The organism is Pantoea sp. BL1, from assembly GCF_000963985.1.
Lineage (GTDB): Bacteria > Pseudomonadota > Gammaproteobacteria > Enterobacterales > Enterobacteriaceae > Pantoea > Pantoea rwandensis_B.
The window spans coordinates 17,946-43,006 of the sequence record NZ_JZRH01000024.1 but is presented as its reverse complement, the minus strand read 5'-3'; the positions used below and the strand labels follow the sequence as shown (position 1 = coordinate 43,006).

General features: G+C 52.6%; 26 protein-coding genes, 1 tRNA gene and 1 pseudogene. 13 read left to right on the top strand and 15 right to left on the bottom strand.

Going from position 1 to position 25,061, the window contains the following annotated elements:
- Nucleotides 1–148 precede the first annotated feature (148 nt).
- Nucleotides 149–949: a TraB/GumN family protein gene (locus VH86_RS13335; protein WP_045833131.1), complete on the bottom strand. Its 801-nt coding sequence runs from the start codon at nucleotides 947–949 to the stop codon at nucleotides 149–151.
- A gap of 71 nt (nucleotides 950–1,020) precedes the next feature.
- On the bottom strand, nucleotides 1,021–3,519 hold the full coding sequence (gene copA / locus VH86_RS13330) for a copper-exporting P-type ATPase CopA (RefSeq protein WP_045833130.1): 2,499 nt from the start codon (nucleotides 3,517–3,519) through the stop codon (nucleotides 1,021–1,023).
- Between the two features lie 110 nt (nucleotides 3,520–3,629).
- On the opposite strand from copA, the gene cueR reads away from it, so the two are divergent.
- Nucleotides 3,630–4,046: a Cu(I)-responsive transcriptional regulator gene (cueR, locus tag VH86_RS13325; protein ID WP_045816350.1), complete on the top strand. Its 417-nt coding sequence runs from the start codon at nucleotides 3,630–3,632 to the stop codon at nucleotides 4,044–4,046.
- On the opposite strand, the gene VH86_RS13320 is transcribed toward cueR, so the two are convergent.
- The 6 genes from VH86_RS13320 to tesA form a co-directional block, all read right to left on the bottom strand.
- On the bottom strand, nucleotides 4,022–4,480 hold the full coding sequence (locus VH86_RS13320; RefSeq protein ID WP_045816373.1) for an NfeD family protein: 459 nt from the start codon (nucleotides 4,478–4,480) through the stop codon (nucleotides 4,022–4,024). The two genes, cueR and VH86_RS13320, sit on opposite strands and share 25 nt — an antisense overlap.
- Complete coding sequence (locus VH86_RS13315) at nucleotides 4,480–5,394, bottom strand: SPFH domain-containing protein (protein ID WP_034828210.1); 915 nt, start codon at nucleotides 5,392–5,394, stop codon at nucleotides 4,480–4,482. Before VH86_RS13315 ends, VH86_RS13320 begins: the two co-directional genes overlap by 1 nt.
- A gap of 63 nt (nucleotides 5,395–5,457) precedes the next feature.
- Nucleotides 5,458–6,312 carry a co-chaperone YbbN gene (locus VH86_RS13310; RefSeq protein WP_038648475.1) on the bottom strand — a complete coding sequence of 285 codons (855 nt, stop codon included), beginning with the start codon at nucleotides 6,310–6,312 and terminating at the stop codon, nucleotides 5,458–5,460.
- 79 nt (nucleotides 6,313–6,391) lie between these two features.
- Complete coding sequence (locus VH86_RS13305; RefSeq protein WP_045833129.1) at nucleotides 6,392–7,165, bottom strand: SDR family oxidoreductase; 774 nt, start codon at nucleotides 7,163–7,165, stop codon at nucleotides 6,392–6,394.
- A gap of 57 nt (nucleotides 7,166–7,222) precedes the next feature.
- Nucleotides 7,223–8,314 carry an acyltransferase gene (locus VH86_RS13300; RefSeq protein ID WP_052696610.1) on the bottom strand — a complete coding sequence of 364 codons (1,092 nt, stop codon included), beginning with the start codon at nucleotides 8,312–8,314 and terminating at the stop codon, nucleotides 7,223–7,225.
- 243 nt (nucleotides 8,315–8,557) lie between these two features.
- Nucleotides 8,558–9,184, bottom strand: coding sequence for a multifunctional acyl-CoA thioesterase I/protease I/lysophospholipase L1 (gene tesA / locus VH86_RS13295; protein WP_231647207.1), 627 nt, complete (start codon nucleotides 9,182–9,184; stop codon nucleotides 8,558–8,560).
- On the opposite strand from tesA, the gene ybbA reads away from it, so the two are divergent.
- Together ybbA and ybbP are read left to right on the top strand one after the other, a co-directional pair.
- Nucleotides 9,152–9,838 (top strand): putative ABC transporter ATP-binding protein YbbA, encoded by a 687-nt coding sequence (ybbA, locus tag VH86_RS13290; RefSeq protein WP_045833127.1) that lies wholly within the window; start codon nucleotides 9,152–9,154, stop codon nucleotides 9,836–9,838. The genes tesA and ybbA overlap by 33 nt on opposite strands.
- Nucleotides 9,835–12,252, top strand: coding sequence for a putative ABC transporter permease subunit YbbP (gene ybbP, locus VH86_RS13285; protein WP_045833126.1), 2,418 nt, complete (start codon nucleotides 9,835–9,837; stop codon nucleotides 12,250–12,252). Before ybbA ends, ybbP begins: the two co-directional genes overlap by 4 nt.
- A 44-nt stretch (nucleotides 12,253–12,296) precedes the next feature.
- On the opposite strand, the gene purK is transcribed toward ybbP, so the two are convergent.
- The 4 genes from purK to ppiB all read right to left on the bottom strand — a co-directional run bounded on the left by purK (nucleotide 12,297) and on the right by ppiB (nucleotide 15,269).
- A complete protein-coding gene (gene purK, locus VH86_RS13280) occupies nucleotides 12,297–13,361 on the bottom strand; it encodes a 5-(carboxyamino)imidazole ribonucleotide synthase (protein WP_045833125.1) in 1,065 nt (354 codons plus the stop codon).
- On the bottom strand, nucleotides 13,358–13,867 hold the full coding sequence (purE, locus tag VH86_RS13275) for a 5-(carboxyamino)imidazole ribonucleotide mutase (RefSeq protein WP_038648460.1): 510 nt from the start codon (nucleotides 13,865–13,867) through the stop codon (nucleotides 13,358–13,360). Before purE ends, purK begins: the two co-directional genes overlap by 4 nt.
- Nucleotides 13,868–14,058: 191 nt before the next feature.
- Complete coding sequence (gene lpxH, locus VH86_RS13270; RefSeq protein WP_045833124.1) at nucleotides 14,059–14,775, bottom strand: UDP-2,3-diacylglucosamine diphosphatase; 717 nt, start codon at nucleotides 14,773–14,775, stop codon at nucleotides 14,059–14,061.
- Nucleotides 14,775–15,269, bottom strand: a complete 495-nt coding sequence (gene ppiB, locus VH86_RS13265) for a peptidylprolyl isomerase B (RefSeq protein WP_034828227.1) — start codon at nucleotides 15,267–15,269, stop codon at nucleotides 14,775–14,777. The genes lpxH and ppiB overlap by 1 nt, the downstream gene beginning before the upstream one ends.
- A gap of 218 nt (nucleotides 15,270–15,487) precedes the next feature.
- Between ppiB and cysS the strand changes: the two genes are divergently transcribed.
- Nucleotides 15,488–16,873 carry a cysteine--tRNA ligase gene (gene cysS, locus VH86_RS13260; protein ID WP_045833123.1) on the top strand — a complete coding sequence of 462 codons (1,386 nt, stop codon included), beginning with the start codon at nucleotides 15,488–15,490 and terminating at the stop codon, nucleotides 16,871–16,873.
- 217 nt (nucleotides 16,874–17,090) lie between these two features.
- On the opposite strand, the gene ybcJ is transcribed toward cysS, so the two are convergent.
- Nucleotides 17,091–17,303 (bottom strand): ribosome-associated protein YbcJ, encoded by a 213-nt coding sequence (ybcJ, locus tag VH86_RS13255; protein ID WP_038648448.1) that lies wholly within the window; start codon nucleotides 17,301–17,303, stop codon nucleotides 17,091–17,093.
- Nucleotides 17,303–18,169 (bottom strand): bifunctional methylenetetrahydrofolate dehydrogenase/methenyltetrahydrofolate cyclohydrolase FolD, encoded by an 867-nt coding sequence (folD, locus tag VH86_RS13250; RefSeq protein ID WP_045833122.1) that lies wholly within the window; start codon nucleotides 18,167–18,169, stop codon nucleotides 17,303–17,305. The genes ybcJ and folD overlap by 1 nt, the downstream gene beginning before the upstream one ends.
- Before the next feature lie 176 nt (nucleotides 18,170–18,345).
- Here folD and VH86_RS13245 point away from each other — a divergent pair, with 176 nt between their 5' ends.
- From VH86_RS13245 to VH86_RS13215, 8 genes and pseudogenes are all read left to right on the top strand, one after another.
- Nucleotides 18,346–18,849 (top strand): DUF1198 family protein, encoded by a 504-nt coding sequence (locus tag VH86_RS13245; protein WP_045833138.1) that lies wholly within the window; start codon nucleotides 18,346–18,348, stop codon nucleotides 18,847–18,849.
- A 168-nt stretch (nucleotides 18,850–19,017) separates the two neighbouring features.
- Nucleotides 19,018–19,094: transfer RNA gene (locus VH86_RS13240), tRNA-Arg, on the top strand.
- Nucleotides 19,095–19,190: 96 nt separating this feature from the next.
- Nucleotides 19,191–19,430: pseudogene (locus VH86_RS26130) on the top strand (integrase); the annotation flags it as partial.
- A 145-nt stretch (nucleotides 19,431–19,575) separates the two neighbouring features.
- The gene (locus tag VH86_RS25100; RefSeq protein ID WP_072050606.1) at nucleotides 19,576–19,881 is read left to right on the top strand and encodes a hypothetical protein; all 306 of its coding nucleotides are present in this window, start codon (nucleotides 19,576–19,578) and stop codon (nucleotides 19,879–19,881) included.
- Entirely contained in the window at nucleotides 19,878–20,312 is a 435-nt protein-coding gene (locus VH86_RS24710) for a hypothetical protein (RefSeq protein ID WP_052696609.1), read from the top strand. Before VH86_RS25100 ends, VH86_RS24710 begins: the two co-directional genes overlap by 4 nt.
- A gap of 220 nt (nucleotides 20,313–20,532) precedes the next feature.
- The gene (locus VH86_RS13225) at nucleotides 20,533–20,730 is read left to right on the top strand and encodes an AlpA family transcriptional regulator (protein WP_045833120.1); all 198 of its coding nucleotides are present in this window, start codon (nucleotides 20,533–20,535) and stop codon (nucleotides 20,728–20,730) included.
- Nucleotides 20,730–21,038, top strand: a complete 309-nt coding sequence (locus VH86_RS13220) for an AlpA family transcriptional regulator (protein ID WP_045833119.1) — start codon at nucleotides 20,730–20,732, stop codon at nucleotides 21,036–21,038. The genes VH86_RS13225 and VH86_RS13220 overlap by 1 nt, the downstream gene beginning before the upstream one ends.
- Before the next feature lie 140 nt (nucleotides 21,039–21,178).
- Complete coding sequence (locus VH86_RS13215) at nucleotides 21,179–22,018, top strand: antA/AntB antirepressor family protein (protein ID WP_052696608.1); 840 nt, start codon at nucleotides 21,179–21,181, stop codon at nucleotides 22,016–22,018.
- A 348-nt stretch (nucleotides 22,019–22,366) separates the two neighbouring features.
- Here VH86_RS13215 and VH86_RS13210 read toward each other — a convergent pair whose 3' ends face one another.
- On the bottom strand, nucleotides 22,367–23,059 hold the full coding sequence (locus VH86_RS13210; RefSeq protein WP_045833118.1) for a SinI family restriction endonuclease: 693 nt from the start codon (nucleotides 23,057–23,059) through the stop codon (nucleotides 22,367–22,369).
- Between the two features lie 345 nt (nucleotides 23,060–23,404).
- Between VH86_RS13210 and VH86_RS13205 the strand changes: the two genes are divergently transcribed.
- A complete protein-coding gene (locus tag VH86_RS13205) occupies nucleotides 23,405–24,796 on the top strand; it encodes a DNA cytosine methyltransferase (RefSeq protein ID WP_045833117.1) in 1,392 nt (463 codons plus the stop codon).
- Nucleotides 24,797–25,061 lie beyond the last annotated feature (265 nt).

Here is a 25,061-nt window from a genome sequence, read left to right as displayed (position 1 = left end):
TGCTCACTGCTCACTGCTCATCTGCTGAGCCAACCCTCCGCCGCGCATCCACCAAGGCACATTTCTGCGCAATCAGACATACGCACGTCATCGACCAGAAGACTTTCAGGACTTGAGGATGCATAAGGTCTCGCGGTGATTGCACTTATTACGACTTCAACAACCCTGGCAGGTTATCCTCGCCATACAGATGCAGTGCACCCACCGCCACCACATAACGGCCTTTCGGCAGCGCCTGCAATAACTCGCGCCAGTGCTGATTACGATTGCGCATCAGCGTGTCATTGAGATCGCTGCTAAAGGTGGTCGGCAGGGCCACCGGTTGTTGCGTGGGCGGTGCATCCAGCCACCAGCTGATCATGGTTTGCAGCAGGCGGGCGTTGGTGTGCCAATGCTCCAGCGTATCCAGTAACAGCGATAAGCCCTCCTGCGGTAGCGATTTCAGCAGCGCGATCTGGGTTTCCGGGCCTTCCAGTTCAATGATGCGCTTATTGGCCGATTTCGCCGCCATCAGCAGCTGGTAATCTATGCCATATTGCGGTCGCAGCCCCAGACGCTGCGCCTGTTGCGCCTGCAGCATCAAAGCGATTTGCCAGAACGGCAACGTATCGAACACCGCCATGGAAAGCGAAAGCTCATCGCACAGAACATCCAGCCGCTGCAACACCTCTGCGTCCAGACGCATCGCCAACGGCGGACAGGCATCGTCATGGGTGAAGGGCGATGCGCCCTGAGTGATATCCGCCTCGACAATCAGCGCATCGGCGCGACTCAACTGGCGCAACAGGCCCGCTGGCAACGGCTGCATATCGCGCGTGCCCATATGAATACTGCCCGCCAGATGCAGGCGTCGATCGCCCAATTTGATATCCATTGCCGGCCAGGTATATCGCGCCGGTAAGAGGCTGGCGGCCATCTGCTGGAAGCTGTGCCACAGACTGCGTCTCATGCCCTGTCCTTTTGAAGTCAAAAATCCATGCTAGCGATTTCAGTCAGCGAAAAACAGGGCAGAGAGGGCGATTAGCGTTTTGCTGGCTTAAAGCGCAACAAACGATTCGCGTTACTCACCACGGTAATCGAAGACAGCGCCATCGCCGCGCCCGCCACAATCGGGCTAAGCAGCAAGCCGGTGAACGGGTAGAGCACGCCCGCCGCAATCGGAATCCCCAGGCTGTTATAGACAAAAGCCCCGAGCAAGTTCTGACGCATATTACGCAGTGTCGCGCCTGCCATCGCCAGCGCATCGGCAACACAGTGCAGATCGTTGCGCATCAACGTCATGGCGGCGGTTTCGACGGCCACATCGCTGCCGCCACCCATCGCAATGCCGACATCGGCCTGCGCCAGCGCCGGGGCATCATTGATGCCATCACCGACCATCACCACTTTACGCCCCTGCTGCTGCAGCTGCGCGATCGCCTGCGCTTTGCCTTCGGGCAGCACGCCCGCAATCACTTCATCAATGCCGGCTTCGGCAGCGATTACCTGCGCGGTTTTCTGGTGATCGCCGGTCAGCATGATTAACCGATAGCCCAACAGGTGCAGGCGCTGTAACGCCTCCGCGCTTTCCGGGCGCAGGCTGTCACGCAGGGCGATCAGGCCGAGCAACTGACGCTGATCGGCCAGCAGCACCGGCGTCGTGCCTTGCGCGGCGAAACGGTCGATATCTTCTTGTGCGGCGCGGTAATCAATCTGTTGTTCATCCAGCAGTGCCTGATTGCCGAGCAGCAGCGTTCTGCCCGCGACTTTAGCGCTCACGCCTTTGCCGCGTATTGTACGAAATTGCTTAGTCGGCTCATCGCTGAGATCGGGGGCTGCCGCCAAAATCGCTTTCGCCAGCGGATGGTTCGAACCTTGTTCCAGCTGCGCCGCAGCGCTCAGCACCTGCTGGCGATTCCAGTCGCCATACACCAGCACATCGCTCACCTGAGGCGTGCCGCGAGTCAGCGTGCCGGTTTTATCAAACACGATGGTATCGACTTCGCTGGCACGCTGCAGCGCGTCAGCATCACGCACCAGCACGCCCAGTTCTGCCGCGCGACCCACCCCGGCAATCACCGACATCGGCGTCGCCAGCCCCAGTGCGCAAGGACAGGCGATAATCAACACCGTCGTAACGATTACCAGCGTGTAGGCGAGCTGCGGCTGCGGGCCGACCAGATACCACACCAGACCGGCCAGCAGCGCAATCGCCACCACCACCGGCACAAACACCGCTGAGATGCGATCGGCCAGGCGGCCAATGTCCGGTTTGCTGCTTTGTGCCTGGCGCACCAGATTGATGATACGCGCCAGCGTGGTGTGGCTGCCGGTGGCGCGTGCCACGAAGCGCAGCGTGCCATCCTGCACCAGCGTCCCGGCATAGACTTTATCGCCGGGCTGTTTCGCCTGCGGCACCGCTTCACCGGTTAACATCGCTTCATCAAACCAGGCTTCGCCGCTGTCCACTTCGCCATCCACCGGCACGCGATCGCCGGTCACCAACTTCAGCAGCATGCCGGGCTGAACCTCGCTCAACGGCATCAGCGTTTCGCCCTGTTCACCGATCACACGCGCCTGAGCAGGGGTGAGATCCAACAGGCGTTCAAGGGCTTTGGATGCCCGCTGGCGTGCTCGCTGTTCCAGCGCATGGCCGAGGTTAATCAAACCGACGATCATCACGCTGGCTTCAAAATAGAGATGTCGAGCTTGCATCGGGAAAAATTCTGGCCACAGCACCACGCTCATCGAGTAGATCCATGCGGCGCCAGTGCCGAGGGCCACCAGCGTATCCATGGTGGCGGTGCCGTGACGTAAGCTGCGCCACGCACTGCGATAGAAATGACCGCCGGCGATCACCATCACCAGCAAGGTGATAACGCCGAGTGTGCGCCATAATGTTTGGTTGGCGTCACTCAGCATCATATTGTCGCCGATCATGCCCCAGATCATCATGGGCACGCCGAGCAACAGCGCCAATGCCGCCTGCCAGCTAAAGCGGCGCATCGCCTGCTGTGCGCTGATTTGCTGGCGTTCGCGTCGGGTTTGTTCATCGTCGATAGCTTCAGCGGCGTAGCCCGCTTGATCCACGGCACTCATCAGCGCTTCGGCAGACGCACTGCCCAATACCAGCGCGCTACGCTCACCCAGGTTGACGCGTGCTTGACTCACGCCGGGCACGTTTTGCAGCGCCTGTTCCACACGGCTCACGCAGCTGGCACAGCTCATGCCGCTGATCAGCAAATGGTGAACAGGAAGGTTTTCTTCTGCCGGTTGCGACTCCGTTGTCAGCGCCTCCGGCGGCGGCTCTGTTGCTGTCAACGGCTCAGGCTTTGGGCTGTCTTTCACCGCCGCGTGATAGCCGGCTTGTTCAACGGTTGCAATCAGATCGCTGACGCTGGCCACACCGGTAACGCGCGCTTCCTGCTGCGTGACGTCCGCTTGTTCCACATCGTCGCGCTGCTCCAGCGCTTCTTTGACCCGTTTTACGCAGTGGCCACAGGACAAACCGTCCAGCGCCAGTAATTGTGTGTGTGACATCTTAAACTCCTTAAACGAGAGGTTTGACTGTCTGCAAACTTTGCATTAGTTATAGAGCCTAAACCTTCCATTCAGGGGAAGGTCAAGCGGTCATGAGGTGAAGACAAAAGATGAACATCAGCGATGTGGCAAAAAAAACCGGGCTAACCAGCAAGGCAATCCGTTTTTATGAAGAGAAGGGCGTGGTGACGCCGCCGTTGCGCAGTCACAATGGTTATCGCAGCTATGCCGCGCATCATATTGATGAGCTGAATCTACTGCGTCAGGCGCGTCAGGTTGGCTTTACCCTGGACGAGTGCCGCGAGCTGGTGACCCTGTTCAACGATCCCGCTCGCCACAGCGCGGATGTTAAAGCGCGCACCTTGCAGAAAGCGGATGAAATCGCTGCACACATCGAAGAATTGCATGCGATGCGCGCGCGATTGCTGGAACTTGCTGAAGCCTGCCCCGGCGATGACAGTGCTGAATGCCCGATCATCAATCATCTGGCGGGCTGCTGCCATCAGGGTGAAGGAAAGCGCGGCTGAATCAACAGCGTGATACCCACCACACCGGTGACGATCACGGGTGTTCCGGCAGGCAAATCTTCTTTAGCCTGCACGCGCCAGCTGCTGTCGCCAATGCGCACATGGCCTAAACCCTCTCTGAGCGTGGTATCCAGGGTCAGGTGCATACCGATCATCTGCGATCCGCGTTGATTCAAAGTGTTCGGCTGCTGGGAAACCTCACGGTAACGCATCCAGCGATACCAGAAGTAGACGCACAGCAACGTCAGCACCGCGAACAAAATGCCCTGATGCGTCCACGAGAACGGGAACAGCCATTCGATCAGACCGACCAGCACCGCCGCTAAACCACTCCACAGCAGATAACCGCTGGTACCCAGCATTTCAGCCGCCAGCAGCAGGCCGCCCAGCGTCAGCCAGAACCAGTGCGGATGGGCTATCAGTTCCATCAGGATCACGGTTTACGCTCCTGACGGCTCTCCTTCAGCAATTCACCAATCCCGGCAATGGAACCCAGCAAACTGCTGGCATCCAGCGGCATCATCACCACTTTGCTGTTATGAGATTCACCGATCTTCTGTAGCGCATCGGTATATTTCTGCGCCACAAAGTAGTTCACCGCCTGAATGTCGCCTGCCGCAATCGCCTCCGATACGGCACGCGTGGCGTTGGCTTCGGCCTGCGCCTGGCGTTCACGCGCTTCGGCCTGCAGGAAGGCGGAGGTTCGTTCACCTTCGGCTTTCAGAATCTGCGACTGCTTGTCCCCTTCGGCGCGTAAAATCGCCGCCTGGCGTACGCCTTCTGCGGTAAGAATGTCGGCACGCTTGGTACGCTCGGCCTTCATCTGCGCGTTCATCGCGGCGATCAGTTCCTGCGGCGGACGCACGTCACGGATTTCGATACGGGTGATCTTCACGCCCCACGGATTAGTGGCTTCATCGACGATGTGCAGCAAGCGGGTATTGATGTTATCGCGCTGCGACAGCATCTCATCCAATTCCATGCTACCGAGGACAGTACGAATATTAGTCATGGTCAGATTGAGGATCGACAGCTCAAGATTGCTGACTTCATAGGCTGCGCGCGCAGGATCAACCACCTGAATAAAGCAGACGGCATCAATGGTGACGTTAGCGTTATCTTTGGAAATGATTTCTTGCGAGGGAATATCGAGGACTTGTTCCATCATATTGATCTTGCGACCAATACGATCCATGAACGGGACAATTAAACTCAGGCCGGGTGGCAGGGTTTTAGTGTAACGGCCAAAACGTTCTACCGTCCACTGATAGCCTTGTGGCACGATTTTTACACCGGCCCACACGGTAACGAGCGCAAGCACGATAATGACGGGAATCACAGTCAACATATAACCTCCGGGTTGTCAGATTGTCGGGCCGAGTCGTTCGGCCCGTTGCACGTGCGGTACCGATCAGTACAGCAGCGAATACATCTGGCGACGATAGCGCGTAGCGAGTGCATCGCCTGTGCCGAGCGCAGCCAAAATTTCCTGGAACATTTTGCGCACCTGACCTTCGCCCGCACTGAGATCGCTCTTCAGGAAGCTGAACAACAGATCCAGTGCTTCTTCGTTGCGGCCCACCTGATGCAGCTGTAAAGCAAGTTTAGCAGCCAGCTCCGCATTCGCGGGCTCACTCGCCAGCTGTTCCTGCAATTGCTGGATCTCTGGGGTATCCGCAGCTTGCTTTAGCAGTTCGATTTGCGAAACCAGGCTCTGATAGCGGGTATCCTGATCCTGTAAAGGTACCACTGCCAGCACTGCTTCGGCTTCATCGCTGCGGTTCAGCGTAATCAACACTTCTGCCAGCAGGAAGCCAATTTCACTGTTTTGATTGCTCAACTGCCAGGCATCTTTCAGCAGCGGCAGTGCATCCAGCGGTTTGCCTTCTTCCATCAGCTGCATCGCCTGATGGGTTTTAATCTCTTCTTCACGCGGCAGCACTTTTTGCAGCAGTGCGCGGATCGCCTCTTCCGGCTGCGGGCCCTGGAAGCCATCTACCGGCTGTCCATTCTGGAACAGATACACGGTTGGAATGGAGCGCAGACCAAACTGCGATGCCACCATCTGCTCTTTATCGCAATCCAGTTTGGCCAAAATGAACTGACCCGCATACTCCTGTGCCAGACGCTCCAGCACCGGCGTCAGCTCCTGACAGTGTTGGCTGCGATCGGACCAGAAGTAGAACAGCACCGGCATCTGCGTGGATTGTTCCAGCGTCTGGTGCAGGTTGGATTCGTTGATGTCGATAATCAAAGCGTGTGACATGAATACGTCTCTTTGCAGAAAGTGTGTTGAGAATATGGGGGCAAGCTGCCCGTGTTCAAGTTCAAATCTGGCTTGCAGCTTAGTTGCTGCGCAAGATGCGATCCAGCATCCAACCGGGTAACAGACGTTTCAGCAGGCTCATCACCCATGCGACCAGCGTCACCGGATAACGCAGGCGCGGGTGTTTGCTTTCCAGCGCGTGGCGCAATTTGGGCAAAATGGCTTCCGGTGGCAGGGTGAAACGTGCGGCAATGCCCGGATTACGCACCGGTTTATCCTGCTCGCCCTGATGCACATTGTCGGTGAAACGCGTGGCAATTGGCCCGGGCTCGATCAAACTCACGCGCACACCGCTATCGCGCACTTCCATGCGCAGTGCATCGCTCCAGGCTTCCAGTGCCCACTTACTGGCGGCGTAGGCACCGCGTCCGGGCGTGGAGATCAGCCCCAGCACCGAGCTGGTATTAATAATACGCCCATTACCGCTGGCTTGCAGCGCAGGCAGCAAACGCATTGTCAGTTGGTGGGTGCCGAAGAGGTTCGTAGAGAACTGTTTTTCCAGCTGCGCGCGCGACACGCTGCTCAGTGGGCCATATTGACCAAAGCCGCCGTTGTTAAACAAACCGTGCAGGCGATGCTCGCACAATGCCAGTATGTGCTCAGCGGCGGCATCCACGCTGGCGGCATCATCAAGGTCGAGCTGGACGCCAATAAAGCCCAGGGCTTCCATGCGCGCCACATCGTCCGCTCGACGGCAGGCAGCAATCACGCGATAGCCGCGAGATTGCAGATCTTTGGCGGCCGCTAAGCCAATACCGCTGGAGCAGCCGGTGATGAGGATATTTTTTTGCATAATCACTGTAAGGCTGTTTGAGATTGATAACAGATTCAGTGATTTGTACTACTGGCGTCAACCTTTAGTTATGGCCAACCCGGATGCTTCAGCGCGTGGTTTGCTGAGTGCGTTGAATGGCCTTTCTATGTACTTCCATGCCAGCCATGCCAGTAGTAATGAGAGGACGACCGAGACACGAAATCGCAAAGGCCCATCTTCAATCCCCAGACCATTCAAACGTTTACCTAGCCCTTCATTCATTAAGGTGTGTACGAGATAAAGTGAAAATGAGATATCACCTAACTTCAGCCATGCGCGTGGGATAAGCTTCCCAATTCTCTCTTCTGAAGCAATGGCGAATAAGAGAATAAGTGCATAAATCCATCCTGAGCCGGTTAAGCCATGCCCGACAAACAGCCCATGGCTAAAAAGCGCAACCATCATGACTACCGAAGCAGTAAACATGATCAGCATCAGGTGAGCGTTGAGTTTACGCAGCAGCGGTACACTTAGCCCAATGAGCATGCCGACCAGGAACAATAAAATCATCGGATTGGTGACAAGGTTTAGCTGTGCACTGCCGAGCTCATAACCTTGTTCTGCCAGGCTCAAGTCTTTCCCGGCAAGCCAGGGGATGGCGAACAGTGTTAAGACGAACCAAATTGCGATGGCTAAAGCTCGACGTGGTAATCCCAGAAGCAATCCGACTGCAAGATAAAAGTAGAGTTCATAATTGAGGGTCCAGCGAATGCCATACATGCCACTGTCATCCACATAAAAAGGACCGTGATCAGGATATATCGGCTGAAAGGTGAGTGCGCTTATCAGATTCTGGGTTTTATCCGCATAGTGGAAGGTGCTCATAGCACCAGAGAGCAGAAAGGTAACGATCAGAATAATGTAGTACGCCGGTAATATACGGAAGAGGCGGCGCTTTAAAAAATGCACAGTACCCGAAAACGTAGCGGGTGTTGTTTTTAAGGTTAAAACAATCACAAAGCCGCTAATCAGGAAAAACAGGTCAACACCGGTAGCCCCCCAACCAAATAATGCATCTCCTAACCCAGGATACTCTGCATTAATGTTCCAGCGGAAATGGAAAAACATCACGCTGAGGGCAGCTAATCCCCTGAGCGCGTGCACACTCTTGAAATAATTCGCATTCATTTAATTTTTCTTAACTGTGGTGGCCAGCCGCAAGTAGGCGGCTTAAATTGTGCCCTTTTATATCATTGCGTTAAGGGAGTGACCACGAAAAGTTAAGAGTGAAAGGAATTTGTTAATATTTATTTGATTTAAGTAAGGTGTGTGATGCTGCGCATCGGTAGACCTGATGCGCATAAAAAGGTTTTTAATGCAGTCGTTGCCTGGGTTTGCATTTCTTTACCTGTTTAAAATCACACGCCGGCATTAATTCTGCTTTACTAGCGGAGCCAGTTCGTTAGCCATCAGGTTGGCAATAAACGGCTGCGCATCCGGATTGGGGTGAATACCGTCCTGCTGCATCCATTCCGGCTTCAGATAGACCTGCTCCATAAAGAAGGGCACCAGAGGAATGTTGTACTGCTGTGCCAGCTGCGGATAAATCGCGCTAAACGCTTCGGTATAACGACGTCCATAATTAGCGGGTAAACGAATTTGCATCAGCAGCGGCTGTGCTTTAGCCGCTTTGACTTCGTCGATCACTTTACTCAGATCCTGCGCGATATTGGCAGGCGGGAAGCCGCGCAAGCCATCGTTACCGCCCAATTCGATTAACACCCAACGGGGTTGATGCTGTTTTAATAGGCCAGGCAAACGCGCCAGCCCTTGTCCTGCGGTATCTCCGCTGATGCTGGCGTTAATAATCTGGGGCTGCTGTTGCCAGGTTTTATTGAGCAGTCTGGGCCATGCCGCGGTGGCGGACATGCGGTACCCGGCGCTCAGGCTGTCACCCAATACCAGCAAGGTATCGGCGGCGGCGATGCGGGACACCAGCAGAAGCAATAACAACAGGAAGGGATAATGCCAGCGGAAAACATTGTTGCAGTTCATCATCTTACTAAGTCCGTCGGTCAGGGAGAGCATCAGCTGACCATCCTTACCGGAGTTGAGCTGGTTGTCAAACCAGCTGAGACCATCGCGCTGATTGGCGAATCGGGTTCCGGCAAATCCACATTGCTGGGCATTCTGGCCGGGCTGGACGATGGCAGCAGCGGCGAGGTCAATCTGCTCGGTCAGCCGCTGCATAACATGAACGAAGAGCAACGTGCCGCGTTGCGCGCGCGCGAAGTGGGCTTTGTGTTCCAGTCCTTTATGCTGGTGCCGACGCTCAACGCGCTGGAAAACGTCCAGTTGCCTGCCTTGCTGCGCGGTGACAGCGATCGCGACAGCCGCGCGCAATCTGTTGATCTACTCACTCAGCTCGGTTTAAAAGATCGTCTGCATCATCTGCCCGCGCAGCTTTCCGGTGGCGAGCAGCAGCGTGTGGCGCTGGCGCGCGCGTTTAGCGGCCGTCCTGGTTTACTGTTCGCCGATGAACCGACCGGCAACCTGGATCGCAAAACGGGCGATCGCATTGCCGACCTGCTTTTCTCCCTCAACCGCGATTTCGCCACCACGCTGATTCTGGTGACGCACGATGAGCAACTGGCGGCGCGCTGCGATCGTCGGCTGCGCCTGCGCGACGGCAAGCTGTGGGAGGAGACATGATTTGGCGCTGGTTCTGGCGTGAATGGCGTTCGCCCTCACTGTTGATTGTTTGGCTGGCGCTGACATTGGCGGTGGCCTGCGTGCTGGCGCTGGGCTCGATTAGCGATCGCATGGAAAAAGGGCTCAGTCAGCAGAGCCGTGATTTTATGGCGGGCGATCGTACTCTGCGCAGCAGCGCGCCTGCACCTGACGCCTGGCTTAATAAAGCGCGTGATGAAGGGCTCTCCGTCAGTCGTCAGCTCAGCTTTATGACCATGACCTTCGCCGATCAGACGCCGCAGTTAGCGGATGTGAAAGCGGTGGACGATGCCTATCCGATGTTCGGCACCTTGCAGACCGATCCGCCGGGATTAAAACCGCAGGCGGGCACGGTGCTGGCCGCGCCGCGCTTGCTGGCGCTGCTTAATCTGAAAGTCGGCGACAACGTCGATGTGGGGGATACCACCCTGCGCATCGCGGGCGAAGTGATTCAGGAACCGGATGGCGGCTTCAATCCGTTCCAGACGGCGCCACGCTTGCTGATGAACCTCGCGGATGTTGATAAAACCGGTGCGATTCAGCCCGGCAGTCGGCTCAGCTGGCGCTACAAATTCTCTGGCGATCCGGCTCCGCTGGCGCGTTATGACAGTTGGATCCAGCCGCAGTTGAAAGCCGGTGAGCGCTGGATCAGCGTCGAGAACTCGGAAGATGCGCTGGGCCGATCGATGCAGCGTGCGCAGCAATTCCTCCTGTTATCGGCGTTGCTGACGCTAATGCTGGCGATTGCGGCCGTGGCGGTGGCAATGAGCCATTACTGCCGCAGCCGCTACGATTTGGTGGCAGTGCTGAAAACGCTGGGCGCCACGCGTAAAGCCTTACAACGGCTGATCATCGGCCAGTGGCTGGCGGTGCTGCTGCTGGCGGCAATAGCGGGCAGCGTGCTGGGGCAGGGGATTGAGATCATCCTGCTGGCGATGCTCAAACCGGTACTGCCCGCCGCCTTGCCTGCAGCCAGTTTCTGGCCGTGGTTATGGGCGATTGGCGCGATGTTTGTCATTTCGCTGCTGGTGGGATTGCGCCCGTATCGCCTGCTGATGGCAACTCAACCGTTGCGTGTGCTCCGGCGCGATGCAGTGGCGAACGTCTGGCCGCTGCGGTTTTATCTGCCCGCCATGGCGCTGGTGGTGGTTGGCCTGCTGGCGTTATTGATGGGCGGTAGCAAAATGTTGTGGGCGCTGCTGGCGGGCGTGGTGATGCTGGCGCTGCTGCTGTCACTGCTCGGCTGGGGCACACTGTTGCTGCTGCGTAAGCTGGTGGTGCGCAATCTGGCGATGCGTCTGGCGATCAACCGTCTGCTACGACAGCCGGTGATGACGCTGAGCCAGCTGGCGGCATTTTCGCTCTCCTTTATGCTGCTGGCGCTGTTGCTGGTGATGCGCGGCGATCTGCTGGATCGCTGGCAGCAGCAGTTACCGCCGGATGCGCCGAACTACTTCCTGCTTAACATGACGCAGGAACAGGTGCCGCAGGTGCGCGACTTCCTCAATCAGCATCAGGTTAAACCGGAATCCTACTATCCGATTGTGCGTGCGCGTCTGACCGAACTGAACGGCAAAGAAGCCGATCCGAAGATGGATAACGCGCTAAACCGCGAACTCAATCTGACATGGCAGGCGGATCGACCGGATCACAATCCGCTGCTGGCCGGAAGCTGGCCGCCGAAAGCGGGTGAAGTGTCGATGGAAGTGGAGCTGGCGGATCGTCTTGGCCTGAAGCTCGGCGATACCCTGACCTTCAGCGGCGATACCCAGCAGTTCAGCGCCAAAGTCACCAGCCTGCGCAAAGTGGACTGGGAGAGCCTGCGCCCGAATTTCTTCTTTATCTTCCCGCCGGGCGCACTGGATCAACAGCCGCAAACCTGGCTCACCAGTTTCCGCATGGACAGTAATCCGGCGCTGCTGGCGCAACTCAATCGCGCCTTCCCGACGCTGAGCTTGCTGGATGTTGGCAGCATGCTGAAGCAGATTGGTCAGGTGCTGGCACAGGTCAGTCAGGCGCTGGAGATCATGGTGGTGCTGGTGACGATATGCGGCGTGTTGCTGCTGCTGGCGCAGATTCAGGTGGGGATGCGTCAGCGCAGGCAAGAGCTGGTGGTGTATCGCACGCTGGGTGCCAGCAAACGCCTGCTGCGCGGCACGCTGTGGTGCGAGTTTGCGTTGCTCGGCGTGGTGTCGGGGATTGCGGCGGCACTGGGCGCAGAAGCGGCGCTATGGGGCTTGCAGCGTAAGATTTTTGACTTCCCCTGGGAGCCAGACTGGACGTTGTGGATGGCATTACCGATTTGCGGCGCGCTGTTGTTGTCACTTTGCGGCGGCTGGCTGGGCGTGCGACTGCTGAAAGGCAAGGCGCTGTTCAGGCGGTTTGAAGCAGCTTAATCATCTGCACATAAATTTAAGGCCGCTTGCGCGGCCTTTTTCATTTACAGCTTCTCAACCGCCCAGGCAATTCCGCTGGCGTACTCTTCCGGCAGCTGCGGCACCAGCGCGTTCAGCGCCGTCGCGAGGCGTGCCTGATCGCTATCGGTGAGATTTAAGTGCCCAACCTTACGGCCCGGACGCACTTCTTTGTCGTACCAGTGCAGATGCACCAGCGGCTGTTGCAGCCAGTCAGCATTCACGTCGGTGCCAATCAGGTTCACCATCACCGATGGCGCAAACACTACCGGTTTTGGCAGCGCCAGACCGAGCACTGCACGCAGATGCAGCTCAAACTGGCTGATCGATGCGCCGTTCTGCGTCCAGTGACCGCTGTTGTGCACGCGCGGGGCCAGTTCGTTGATCAGCAGGCCTTCTGGCGTGATAAAACACTCCATCGCCATCACACCGACATATTTCAGCTCATGCATGATCGCGCTGAGCATCGCTTCCGCCTGCTGCTGTTGCGCGGCATCGGCCTGTGGGAAGGCGACGCTGGTGCGCAGAATGCCGTCCTGATGCAGGTTGTGCGTCAGCGGATAGAACACCGTGGTGCCATCCTGACCGCGCGCACCGACCAGCGACACTTCACCGCTGAAGTTGATGCCCTGCTCAACGATGCATTCGCCGTAGCACTCATCCGGCAACGCATCGGTCTCGTGAGCGCGCAGACGCCACTGACCGCGACCGTCATAACCGCCGGTGCGACGTTTCACAATCGCCAGTTCACCCAGCGAGCTGAACACCTGCGTCCACTCAGCTTTATCTGCCAGTAGCTGCCATGGCGCGGTTGCCAGGTTCAGCTGATCGAGCAATTGTTTCTGCGTCAGGCGATCGGCCAGACGCGGGAAGATATCGCGGTTCACAAATGCAGGATGCAACGCCAGCTCACGCGTTAACGCAGTTTCCGGCCAACGCTCGATCTCTGCGGTGATCACGCTTTCGGCGATCGGCAGGGCAGAAGGTTCGGCATCCAGACCCACTGGGTACACCGCGATGCCCAGCGGTTCACCCGCCTGGCGCAGCATACGGCCTAACTGGCCGTTGCCGAGTACGCAAACCGGTTTCATGCGTCCACCCGTGGATCTGGGTTGTTCAGCACTTCGTCAGTCTGGGTTTGACGCCAGGTTGCGAGACGCGCCGCCAGCTCTTTGTCGTGCACCGCCAGAATCTGTGCCGCCAGCAGCGCCGCGTTAGCCGCACCGGCTTTACCGATCGCTAATGTGCCGACAGGAATACCGCGCGGCATCTGTACGATGGAGTAGAGGCTATCCACACCGCTCAGCGCGGCGCTCTGTACTGGCACGCCCAGCACCGGTACCAGGGTTTTGGCGGCAATCATGCCCGGCAGATGCGCAGCACCGCCCGCTCCGGCAATGATCACGTGGAAACCGTTATCTGCGGCGGTTTCGGCAAAGCTGAACAGTTTGTCTGGCGTACGGTGAGCAGAGACCACTTCAACGTGGAACGGAACATCCAGGCTGTTAAGAATTTCCTCGGCGAACTGCATGGTAGCCCAGTCACTTTTAGAACCCATGACGATGGCGATACGAGCCGGGGTGGCGTTGGATGACATGCGGTCAACTCCTGTGAATAGTCAAACGAACCTGGCCGGGCGGGCAGGTAAAGAAGGGCACAGAGAATAGCATGAGAAGGGAGCAAGGAAAACGGTTGCGTGGCCGGAAAACGGGCAATGATGCGAGAAGAGGAATCTTCATCCCGCTGAGTGTCGAGCACTGACGCGCCCGACTATTTCAGGATTCGATTTTAAAACGGGAATTCGATCAGCTGCACGCCATCGGCATCAACCTGAATCATTGAGCCATTTTCATGCCAGGCACCGAGCACCACGCGCTGGGCGCTTTCACCTTGCACGACTAGCTCATGCACCGCCGGACGGTGGGTATGCCCGTGAATCAGAATCCGCACCTGCTGGCGCGTCATCGTATCGATCACGGCTTGCTGATTGACATCCATGATGCTCATCGACTTGTGCTGATTGGCTTGCTTGCTGTCGGCGCGCATACGTGCGGCAATGCGCATGCGGATGCGCAGCGGCAGGGCAAGGAACAGACGTTGCAGCCAGCGCTGATGCACTTTGGCGCGGAAGCGTTGATAGCCTTCATCATCGGTACACAAGGTATCGCCATGCATAATCAGCACGCGATGGCCGTACAGGTTCAGCACTTGCTCTTCCGGCAGCAGCGTCATGCCACTTTCGCGCGCAAAACGTTTACCGAGCAGGAAGTCTCGATTGCCATGGATGAAGAATGTGGGGATCGGCAGGGCTTTCAGTGCTGCGGCGATTTCACTATGTAGCGGATTGGGATCGTCGTCGCCAATCCAGGCTTCAAACAGATCGCCGAGGATGTAAAGCGCATCGCAATCGCGCGCTTCACCCTGCAAAAAATGCAGAAAACCGGCAGTGATTGCCGGTTCTTCTGTGCACAGATGCAAATCTGCGATAAACAGCGTGCGCGACATTACTCGCTAACAGTCACTTTCTGGATGACAACGTCGTCAACCGGAACGTCCTGATGCATGCCGCTGCGGCCCGTTTTCACCGCTTTGATTTTCTCAACTACGTCCATGCCTTCAACCACTTCAGCGAACACGCAGTAACCCCAGCCCTGCAGGCTTTCGTCACGGAAGTTCAAGAAGTCGTTGTCTGCTACGTTGATGAAGAACTGTGCAGTCGCGGAGTGTGGCGCCTGAGTACGGGCCATCGCCAGCGTACCTTTGGTGTTTTTCAGACCGTTGTTGGCTTCGTTACGAATGTCTTCTTTGGTGTCTTTCTGCTTCATGCCTGGCTCAAAACCGCCGCCCTGAATCATGAAACCGTTGATAACACGGTGGAAGATGGTGTTGTCGTAGAAACCTTCACGGCAGTAGTCCAGGAAGTTTTTCACGGTAGCCGGCGCTTTGTCATCGAAGGTTTTGATTACGATGTCGCCATGGTTCGTCTGGAAAGTGACCATTATATTCGTCCTGTTACGGGTGTCGTCAGTATCAACTGCCGCGCCTGCAAAGCGGCGGGGCATTTTTGTAGACGCCTCTTATATCACAAATTCCGATGGCTCGTCAGTAAGGCAGCCACAGAAGGTAAGCGAGCGATGCACAACTGAGAAAAATACGGCACAATACCCAGCTACGCTGGAAAGGCGTATCCCGCAAACGTTAATAACGGAATCGTTCAATGCTGAAGATCTATAACACCCTGAGCCGTCAGAAAGAGGAATTTAAACCGATCCACGCTGGTCAGATCGGCATGTATGTCTGTGGAATTACGGTTTACGACCTCTGTCATATCGGTCATGGGCGTACCTTCGTTGCATTTGATGTGGTGTCACGTTATCTGCGCTATGTGGGCTATCAGCTCAAGTATGTGCGTAACATCACCGATATTGATGACAAGATCATCAAACGTGCCAACGAAAACGGTGAGAGCATTGAAACGCTGACCAACCGTATGATCGCTGAAATGCACAAAGATTTTGACGCGCTGGGCATTCTGCCGCCGGATCTGGAGCCGCGTGCCACGCGCCATATCGCTGAAATCATCGAGCTGGTTGAGCGTTTAATCGAACGCAAACACGCTTATGTGGCGGATAACGGCGATGTGATGTTCGATGTGCTGAGTGACAAAGGTTATGGCGTGCTGTCGCGTCAGGATCTGACTCAGCTGCAAGCGGGCGCGCGCGTTGAAATCACCGAAATCAAACGCAACCCGATGGACTTCGTGTTGTGGAAAATGTCCAAGCCGGATGAGCCAGCCTGGAATTCGCCGTGGGGCAACGGTCGTCCAGGCTGGCACATCGAGTGTTCCGCGATGAACTGCAAACAGTTGGGCACCCACTTCGACATCCACGGTGGTGGATCGGATCTGATGTTCCCGCACCACGAAAACGAAGTGGCGCAGTCAACCTGTGCGCACGACGGCGATTACGTCAATTACTGGATGCACTCCGGCATGGTGATGATCGACCGCGAGAAGATGTCGAAATCGCTCGGCAACTTCTTCACCGTGCGTGACGTACTGGCGCATTACGATGCGGAAACCGTGCGTTACTTCCTGATGTCGGGCCACTATCGCAGCCAGCTTAACTACGGCGAGGATAACCTCAATCAGGCACGTGCGGCGCTGGAGCGTCTCTATACCGCGTTGCGTCACACCGATGCCAACGCTACGCCAGCAGGCGGTGAAGAGTTTGAAGCGCGTTTCCGCGCCGCGATGGATGACGACTTCAACACGCCGGAAGCCTACTCGGTGTTCTTCGATATGGCGCGTGAAGTGAATCGCCTGAAAACCGAAGACAAAGCCGCCTCTGATGGTCTGGCCGCGAAACTGCGTCAGCTGGCGAACGTGCTCGGCATCCTGCAACAGGATCCAGAGCAGTTCCTGCAGAGCAGCGCGCAGGTGAATGATGACGAAGTGGCGGAAATCGAGCATTGGGTCAAAGCGCGTTCTGATGCGCGTGCCGCAAAAGATTGGGCACAGGCGGATGTTGCGCGTGACAAGCTGAATGAGCTGGGCGTGATTGTCGAAGATGGTCCGCAAGGTTCGAGCTGGCGTCGTAAGTAATAGCGTCGGGTGCGCATTCATCGGCACCTGGATGCTACAGATTGTACGGTGCGCTTTCATCGGCACTCTGGCCGAAAATTGTAGGGTACGCATTTACGCGTACCGGAATTTCAGCCCGCAGTTTGTAGGGTACGCATTTATGCGTACCTGGACTTACCGGCCGCAGAATAAAAAAAGGGGCGAACCGCAGTTCGCCCCTTTTTATTTGCCTGAATGCTTAAGCTACTACGGTAATTTTAAAACCGGCGAACTCAACGTTCTGGCCTGCCACAATCTTGCAGCGCTTACGCGTCTCGACTGCGCCATCCACGCGCACTTCGCCATCCGCGATGGCCACTTTTGCCTGCGCACCGCTCTGTACCCAACCTTCAAGTTTCAGCAGGTCACACAAATCAACGTGAGCATGTTCGCCCAAAGAAAAACTGGCCATTATGCCTCCTCCACGTCGTGATACTCTTCGCACGCGACTAATGTATTTTGAATCAGGGTCGCAACGGTCATCGGACCGACGCCACCGGGAACCGGGGTGATGTAAGACGCACGCTCAGAAGCGCCCGCGAAATCCACATCGCCCACCACTTTACCGCTCTCCAGACGATTGATGCCAACATCAATCACCACCGCGCCTGGCTTGATCCAGTCACCCGGAATAAAGCCCGGTTTACCGACCGCCACCACCAGCAGATCGGCGTGTTCAACGTGATGACGCAGATCTTTGGTGAAACGGTGCGTAACGGTAGTCGTGCAGCCCGCCAGCAGCAGTTCCATGCTCATCGGACGACCGACGATATTGGATGCGCCAACCACCACGGCGTTCAGGCCGTAGGTATCGATATTGTAGCGCTCCAGCAGCGTGACGATGCCGCGCGGTGTACAAGGACGCAGCTTCGGCGCACGCTGGCACAGACGACCGATGTTGTAGGGATGGAAGCCATCGACATCTTTGTCCGGCACGATACGTTCCAGCACTTTGACATTATCGATGCCGGCTGGCAGCGGCAGCTGAACCAGAATGCCGTCGATTTCGCTGTCATTGTTCAGCGTATCGATCAGTTCCAGCAGTTCGGCTTCGCTGGTGGTCGCAGGCAGATCGTAAGAGCGGGAGATAAAGCCCACTTCATCACAGGCGCGACGTTTGCTGGCGACATAGATCTGCGAAGCGGGGTTCTCACCCACCAGCACCACTGCCAAACCTGGTGCACGTTTACCGGCTGCCAGACGCTGCTGTACTTTTTCGGCAACCTCAAGGCGCACCTGCTGCGCAATCGTTTTACCGTCAATAATTTTTGCTGCCATCAGAGAGGAAATCCATCTGTAGAAAGTTAAATCGGGGATTGGCGCCTATTCTGTCAGAAGCGCGTCCGGCTGTCAGGTAGAGATTCATATCCCCCGTGCGTTTCACGACTTTCCGCAGTGACGTGAGGCCGCCTTAGCGCGTATTATGTCCCTCAGGAAATTATGTGGATGCCGTGATGATTTGGTTAATACTCGCCACGCTGGCGGTGGTGTTTGTTGTAGGGTTTCAACTACTGACGGCCGGTTCGCGCCATGCTGCGCAGGCGCTGAGTAGAAGGCTGCAATTGCCGCCGGTGCATGTCGAATCCATGCTTTCATTGATGGGCAAAGACGCGGCCAAAGAGTTCACTGATTACATCTCAGGGGATAACGAGACCCATTTGGGCAACGGCGCGGCGGTGCTGCTGATTTGGCAGGTGCTGATTGTTGATGGCAGCGACGAGAACGCAGTGCGCTGGCACGGGATTCTGACTAAAGCGGGGTTTTCAGGGCTGATTTCGCGGCAGCAGCTGTTGTTAGCACTTGGATTTCTACGGCAGCTGGAGCCGGAGAGTGCTGAACTGCATGCGTTGCGGGAGCAGTATAATGCGCGGTTTACGCAGCAGGGGATCGAGCTGGAAGGTGAGGCTGGCGAGGTGAGTAATCTGGTGTCGATGAGCGAGTGGCGTAAGCGGCATTGAGGAGAGGGGATTGTTGGGCATGGGTATTGAGGGCGGAGGGCGCGTGATGTGGGGCGTACTGTTCGGTCTTGAGGACGAATTGTTCAATGATTCAACACTCTGGAGCCGCAGGGCGGCAAAAACGTTGACGCGAGAGCGTGCAAACGTATAATCCGACGCAACCACTATGCGCCCTTAGCTCAGCTGGATAGAGCACCGGCCTTCTAAGCCGTAGGTCACAGGTTCGAATCCTGTAGGGCGTGCCATCCTTTCTTCATTCTGAAGTATCTCAAAGTTTACGAATCCCCTTCAAACCCGCATATCAAGCTAATTATCGTTATCGTGAAATCTATTAAGTTCAATTCCAAGCCGTATCAATTGCTGATGCCAGAATGAAGCGTGAAGAGGCTAAAATATTACTTGCAGTGGGTAACGATCCCGGAGAAGTGAAGCAGGCTAGAAATCTCACATTAAGTAACATCTTTGAAGTATTAGCGTTAGAGTGGCATGAACATAAGCGGATCAATTGGTCCCAAGGTTACGCTGAGGATATTCTCGAATACCTTCGAAAGGATGTTTTCCCCTTCATTAGTAAACTAGCGAAACTGGTTAAATAGACAGTGTTAATGGTTCGTAGTAGACTTCATTGGACGAATAAATAATAGGCTATGTCTAGGCTGATCCTCGAAATCCTGCACACCTCTGCAGGCTGACATAGCCGCCATTTTAGAGGGCGTGAGGTGGCGTGTGATTGATATAGTCTCTGATCTTGCTAAAAAGAAAAGTGAGGTCATTTCTCTTTATGAACTAATTAATCTTCTTCAGGAGCAGTCTGGTGGGGCTACATTGCCCCAAATAGCTGAATGGCTTATCACTATACTGGTAAATGATCCGCAAGCACCCGATATGGGAATGCTTACTGTAGGGGGAGGATTTGAAAGCTTGTCTTATACATGGGGCGTACAATCCGATTCTCCTCATCCATCACTTAATGCTTTATTGCTTGAAATATACAATCATCATGGTGTTTGGCCGGGGGAAATTCCATTTTGAATAGATATAAAGAGATTAACGTCGAAATTTTTCATGGATATGGATTTAAACGTCAGGAGTTGGTCGATTATTTCTACTCTATAGGCAAGAGTGTGAATTTGGGAATCCCTCCAATGAATTTAGATGAACCAATGCCTACTGAAGATACTTCAACCCAAGAGAGTCTTTCTGACGAATTAAATAGAATTAAGGCGTTGCTTGATAAAGAAGAGACCAAGCAGCCATTAATGCTTGGAAAATATCGCGCTGACGACCCCTTGTTAATTGCCATTCAACTCCGTAATTTAGAATGGAATGCATATGATGAATATGACAGAAGCACAGCTCCAACAGCAGATTATTTAGTTGAAAAGCTTAAGCAGGACTATCAGATGTCCGATGCTCTGGCTAGAGCAATCGAGAAGGTAGCTTGCCCCATCATCCGAAAGTGACCCTACCCCCTTATAGCATTGAGCCCTGATGGCCCTCAGGGCATTTTTACATGTATTTCCTGCATATAGGTATTAGCCCTTAGGGTCAAAGTCATCTTTAAGTTATCACCCTTAGGGTTCATATACACCTACCAACCATAATCCCTTATGGTAGCTTAAAAATGCTTAAACATATGAGAGCATATACCTCGTAAACCGTGATAGACGCTACGAGGTAAATATGTCTCCGCCATTAATTAGATTCATTGAAGTTCAAAAGCGTACTGGTCATAGCAAAGCGTGGTTATATCGCCTTATGAGTGAGCAGCGATTCCCTGCTGCTATAAAAATTGGTTCTCGTTCAATTGCCTTTATTGAAAGCGAAATTGACGAGTGGATTAACCAGAGCATCGCTGAATCTCGTGTTGAGGTGGCCTAATGAGCGTGTTCGAATCGCCAACAGCAGAACAGCGCCGTTCAATACTCATTGAATACGGCATCCAGTACGATCGCCGCATCCGCATCCGCATCCGCATCCGCATCCGCATCCGCGAGCGCGAATGCGCAGCTTTCATCAGCCTTTCCCGTTCCACCCGCTCCATAATGGAAAACAAAGGCCGCTTTCCTTCCCGTTGTCACTTTGGTCGCAATAGCTGTGCTTGGCTACTTTCTGATGTGCTCTGGTGGGTACGTAACCCGCCTGCTATTGAAAACGTCAATAACCCACATAGCCGCAAATCGGCCTAACAAAATCAATGCGCAATTACTCGAAAATTCGTCTGATCAGCGAAAAGAATAAAACTTGCGAGTGTTTGCGATCAATTTATTGCAGCATCCCTAACGCTGTCGCGGCGGCTCTAAATAATTAGCTTATTGGAGCAATAGAAATGACTCAGAAAAAAATTACTGCTTTAACTGGTAGTGCCCAGACTCACGCTGAATTCAATGTGAAAGGAACCGGTGATAATGATTTCGCAAACATTGTGCCAGTGCTATCCGGCCAAATCGGTGGCAGACCTGCTAGCATCATTAGTGCGAAAAATTTACACATCGCGCTGGGTGCAGGAAATGATTTCTCTACCTGGATAAAGCTGCGTATTGATGAGTATGGGTTTGTACTAGGCCATGATTACGTTGTGTTTGATTCCCCAGATTTCAGGAATCAAAGGTCAAATTTAGAACAGGAAGAGGGAGGTTGGAAATCAAGGAGTGGTGGATATAGCTGCAATAAAGATTATATTCTCTCACTTTATATGGCCAAAGAATTAGCAATGGTTGAGAGAAATGAAAAGGACTGTGATGTTCTTGGTTACTTGATCCGCTGCGAGGAGGAGGTAAGTAGTTCGACACTAGGAATTTCTGTACAGTTGCGCCATCATTTAAGTGCGCGGTTAAGTTCGGTCAACCTCTATAAATCAATGTGTGTGGCTCTTCATGCAGCCCGTACTCAACAGGGGAAGCTAACCTCTTCTTATCACTACAGCAATGAAAGCAAAATGATCGCAAAAATGGTGCTGGGTGGATTAACAGCTAAGCAATGGGCTGAGGTGAACGCTGCGAAGGGTGATCCGCGAAATAGCATGGATACCTACCAGCTTGAGCATCTTGCATATCTGGAAGGCAGGAATATCACACTGATAGAGATGGGCATAGATTATCACAAGCGCAAAGCAGAACTGATACGTCTTTCTGAACACTGGCTAACTAAACATGTTGGAAGTGCGTGATAGTCAGATTTTTGGTGGGATCCAAAGTCCTGCCTTTTATATAATATTTTTATTCGCATATATAAACAAGTTCTTGGGTGGGAATTTAATTGCAATAAAACCATGATTGTTATGATTGAAGTTTTTAATATTCAAGGTGTGATGAATGGTAAGGGTTCAGGGCGTGATATAATAAACTGGCTATTTGTCGCTTGAGGTTTTTTTGAAATGAATACCTCTTTGTATACTTAATTATTTTTAATTTTAGACGGTATTCGAGATAAGAGGTTTTTGACTAAGTATAAATTTAATAGGCTTGCTTTAATTTTTTTTAAAAAGGGCGGATGCACACAACCACCCATGGGTAGATTAAGAAATATCTCTAAGATATTTCTCTACGAATTTTCTGAAACTTTCTTCTGTGAGGCTTTTATTACTAACTTCATCAGGGAATTCTTCCCAATTAGTAGCATCTCGCTGAGAAAAAGTTCTAAACCACTTCAATATTGGAGTGTTGTCTCTAACTTTACTGCTTGATGAGTTTTCGGTGTTGTCTCGGTTTTTTACTTGCAGAAGTTTCCACTCGCGAGTGTCTTGGTTGTAATGAATAAAATCAACTGCTTTAACAATAGTTCCTGAGCACCAAATCCAACCTGAAGGTTCGAGTTTTTCGGCCAAATATCTCTCAAGTAACTCCCCTACAATATTCTCAGCACCCATCGAAAGCCGGTGTTCTTCCTTGATACGATTTAGATCTTTTTCATGAATATCAAAACTGACTTTGAGAACTAAACTTACTACCTCATCAGGAACAGTTGTAGGGGGTGTGGGTTTTTTAGGGACTCGACTTGAGTTGAAATTTTTTGCTAAATAATCAATGTGTTCTTCTTTTCCGAAGTTCTTCTTTATAACGCTACTTCTTGGAGTGGAGCAATTCTCGGGGAATTGAGATAGAAATTTAATCAAAAGTGAAAATTTTTCAGAAAGGTGTGGATTGATATTATCCATTTTAATTTTAGCAAGTGATTCTGCATTATCAACAAATGATGCTGCCTGAGACATTAATTTCTCCTCTTGACGAAAATATTATTGTTGCTGACTAAAATTATTACAGGGCTTCAATGCTGTTGAAGGATAAATCACATCCCTGTGTAGAAGGTACCACTTTAGTATGGCCGATTTTGCGGTAATGATAAAGACAGATACCCAACAATCATTTTGGAAGACCACTCGCAGATTTGATTAGATTAAGAATTTATCCATCGGAGAAGTTAAATATATAATTTTCAATTAGTTATTGAGTTTTTTATCTACATTTCCGCGCTTAAGATTTACCAGCTACGTATTGACATTTTCTCTTACTAAAGGCAAATTGGTATCAATAATTCATCTTTTGGGAAAGTAAAAGTGAGTACCATTCTAACGGTTGTTGAAGCATCCACGTTTCTAGGTATATCGCCACAGAGAGTTCGTTATCTGTGTAGGACTGGTTCTTTACCTGGGGCCAGACAATCAGGAAAAGTGTGGTTAATAACAGAGCAAAGTTTAGTGGAATATAAAAACAATATGATTATTGAAGATAGAACAGCTACTGTTAAAACATCACAACCTATTGCTCTTAGTTTCTTTACTGGTGCAATGGGATTAGATTTGGGAGTTGAAAAAGCAGGGTTTAAGACACTTCTTGCTTGTGAAATTGACAAAAGCGCTCGCAAAACTATAAAAACTAATAGACCTGATGTGGCTTTGATAGGGGATATTCGTGATTATACTTCTGAAGAGATAATGGAGCATGCAGGGCTTAAGCTTGGTGATGAAGTTGATTTGATAATGGGGGGGCCTCCTTGTCAGGCTTTTTCTACTGCGGGTAAAAGATTAGGTCTTGAAGACGAAAGAGGGAACGTTTTTTTAAAGTATATTGAAACAGTATTTGAAATAAAGCCAAAGTATTTCATTATAGAAAATGTCCGCGGACTGCTTTCTGCACCATTACAGCATCGACCCCATATTCAACGTGGGGATGATTTCCCCCCATTAAAAAGTGAAGAAAAATCAGGGGGCGTGTTAAGTTATATCTATAGGTTAATTAAAGAGTCAGGTTATAGTTGTTCCTTTGAGTTATATAACTCTGCCAATTTTGGTGTCCCTCAAACTAGGGAGAGAGTTATTATTTTGTGTGCTCGAAATGGGGTGCGAATCCCTTATCTTGAGCCTACACATTCAAATGTTACTTCACATGGTCTTCCCGCCTGGATTTCATTCAAAGAAGCAGTGAGTGGACTTACCAATACTCATCATACACATTTGGAATTTCCGGAAAAGAGGAAGAAGTATTATAAATTATTGGCTCCTGGTGAATATTGGAAACATTTACCATTAGAAATGCAGATGGAAGCTCTGGGTAAATCTTTCTTTTCTGGAGGAGGGAAAACGGGTTTCTTAAGGCGTTTAGCATGGGATAAACCCTCCCCTACTCTAGTTACTCACCCAGCTATGCCTGCAACGGATTTAGCTCATCCGGAAGAATTAAGACCTCTTTCTGTTGAAGAGTATATGAAAGTGCAACAATTTCCTGAAGAGTGGTTGATTGAAGGTAAGTTGCTAGATAAATATAAACAATTAGGGAATGCTGTTCCTGTAGGCTTAGGGTATGCAGTGGGGAAACATATTTTGAAGTTTGATAAGGGTATGGAAATTCTCAACTATCCTGACTTCAAATACTCTAGATATAAAGATACTTCAGATCTTGCTTTAGAGGAAAAGATTAGGGCTAATTTAGATAAGAATGAGGAAAGCTAATTTTCTCATCATCAGTTTGGAGGCGTAAGCCTCCTTTTTTCAAAGGATAAGGTGTCAATCACTAGCGTATTATGATTTTTAATTGATATGTTTTATTATGTTGGCTGAATTTTCTGGTTGCGGGGTTAATTTAATCCTTTGTATGTTGTTTTTTTTGAGAGTGTTTTTTATTTAGTGTTGGTTGATGATTAATATGGTTTAAAGTGAAACTAAAACGCCACGATTTTTTCCACAATATATTAATTCAGCATCACTTTTGAGCCTG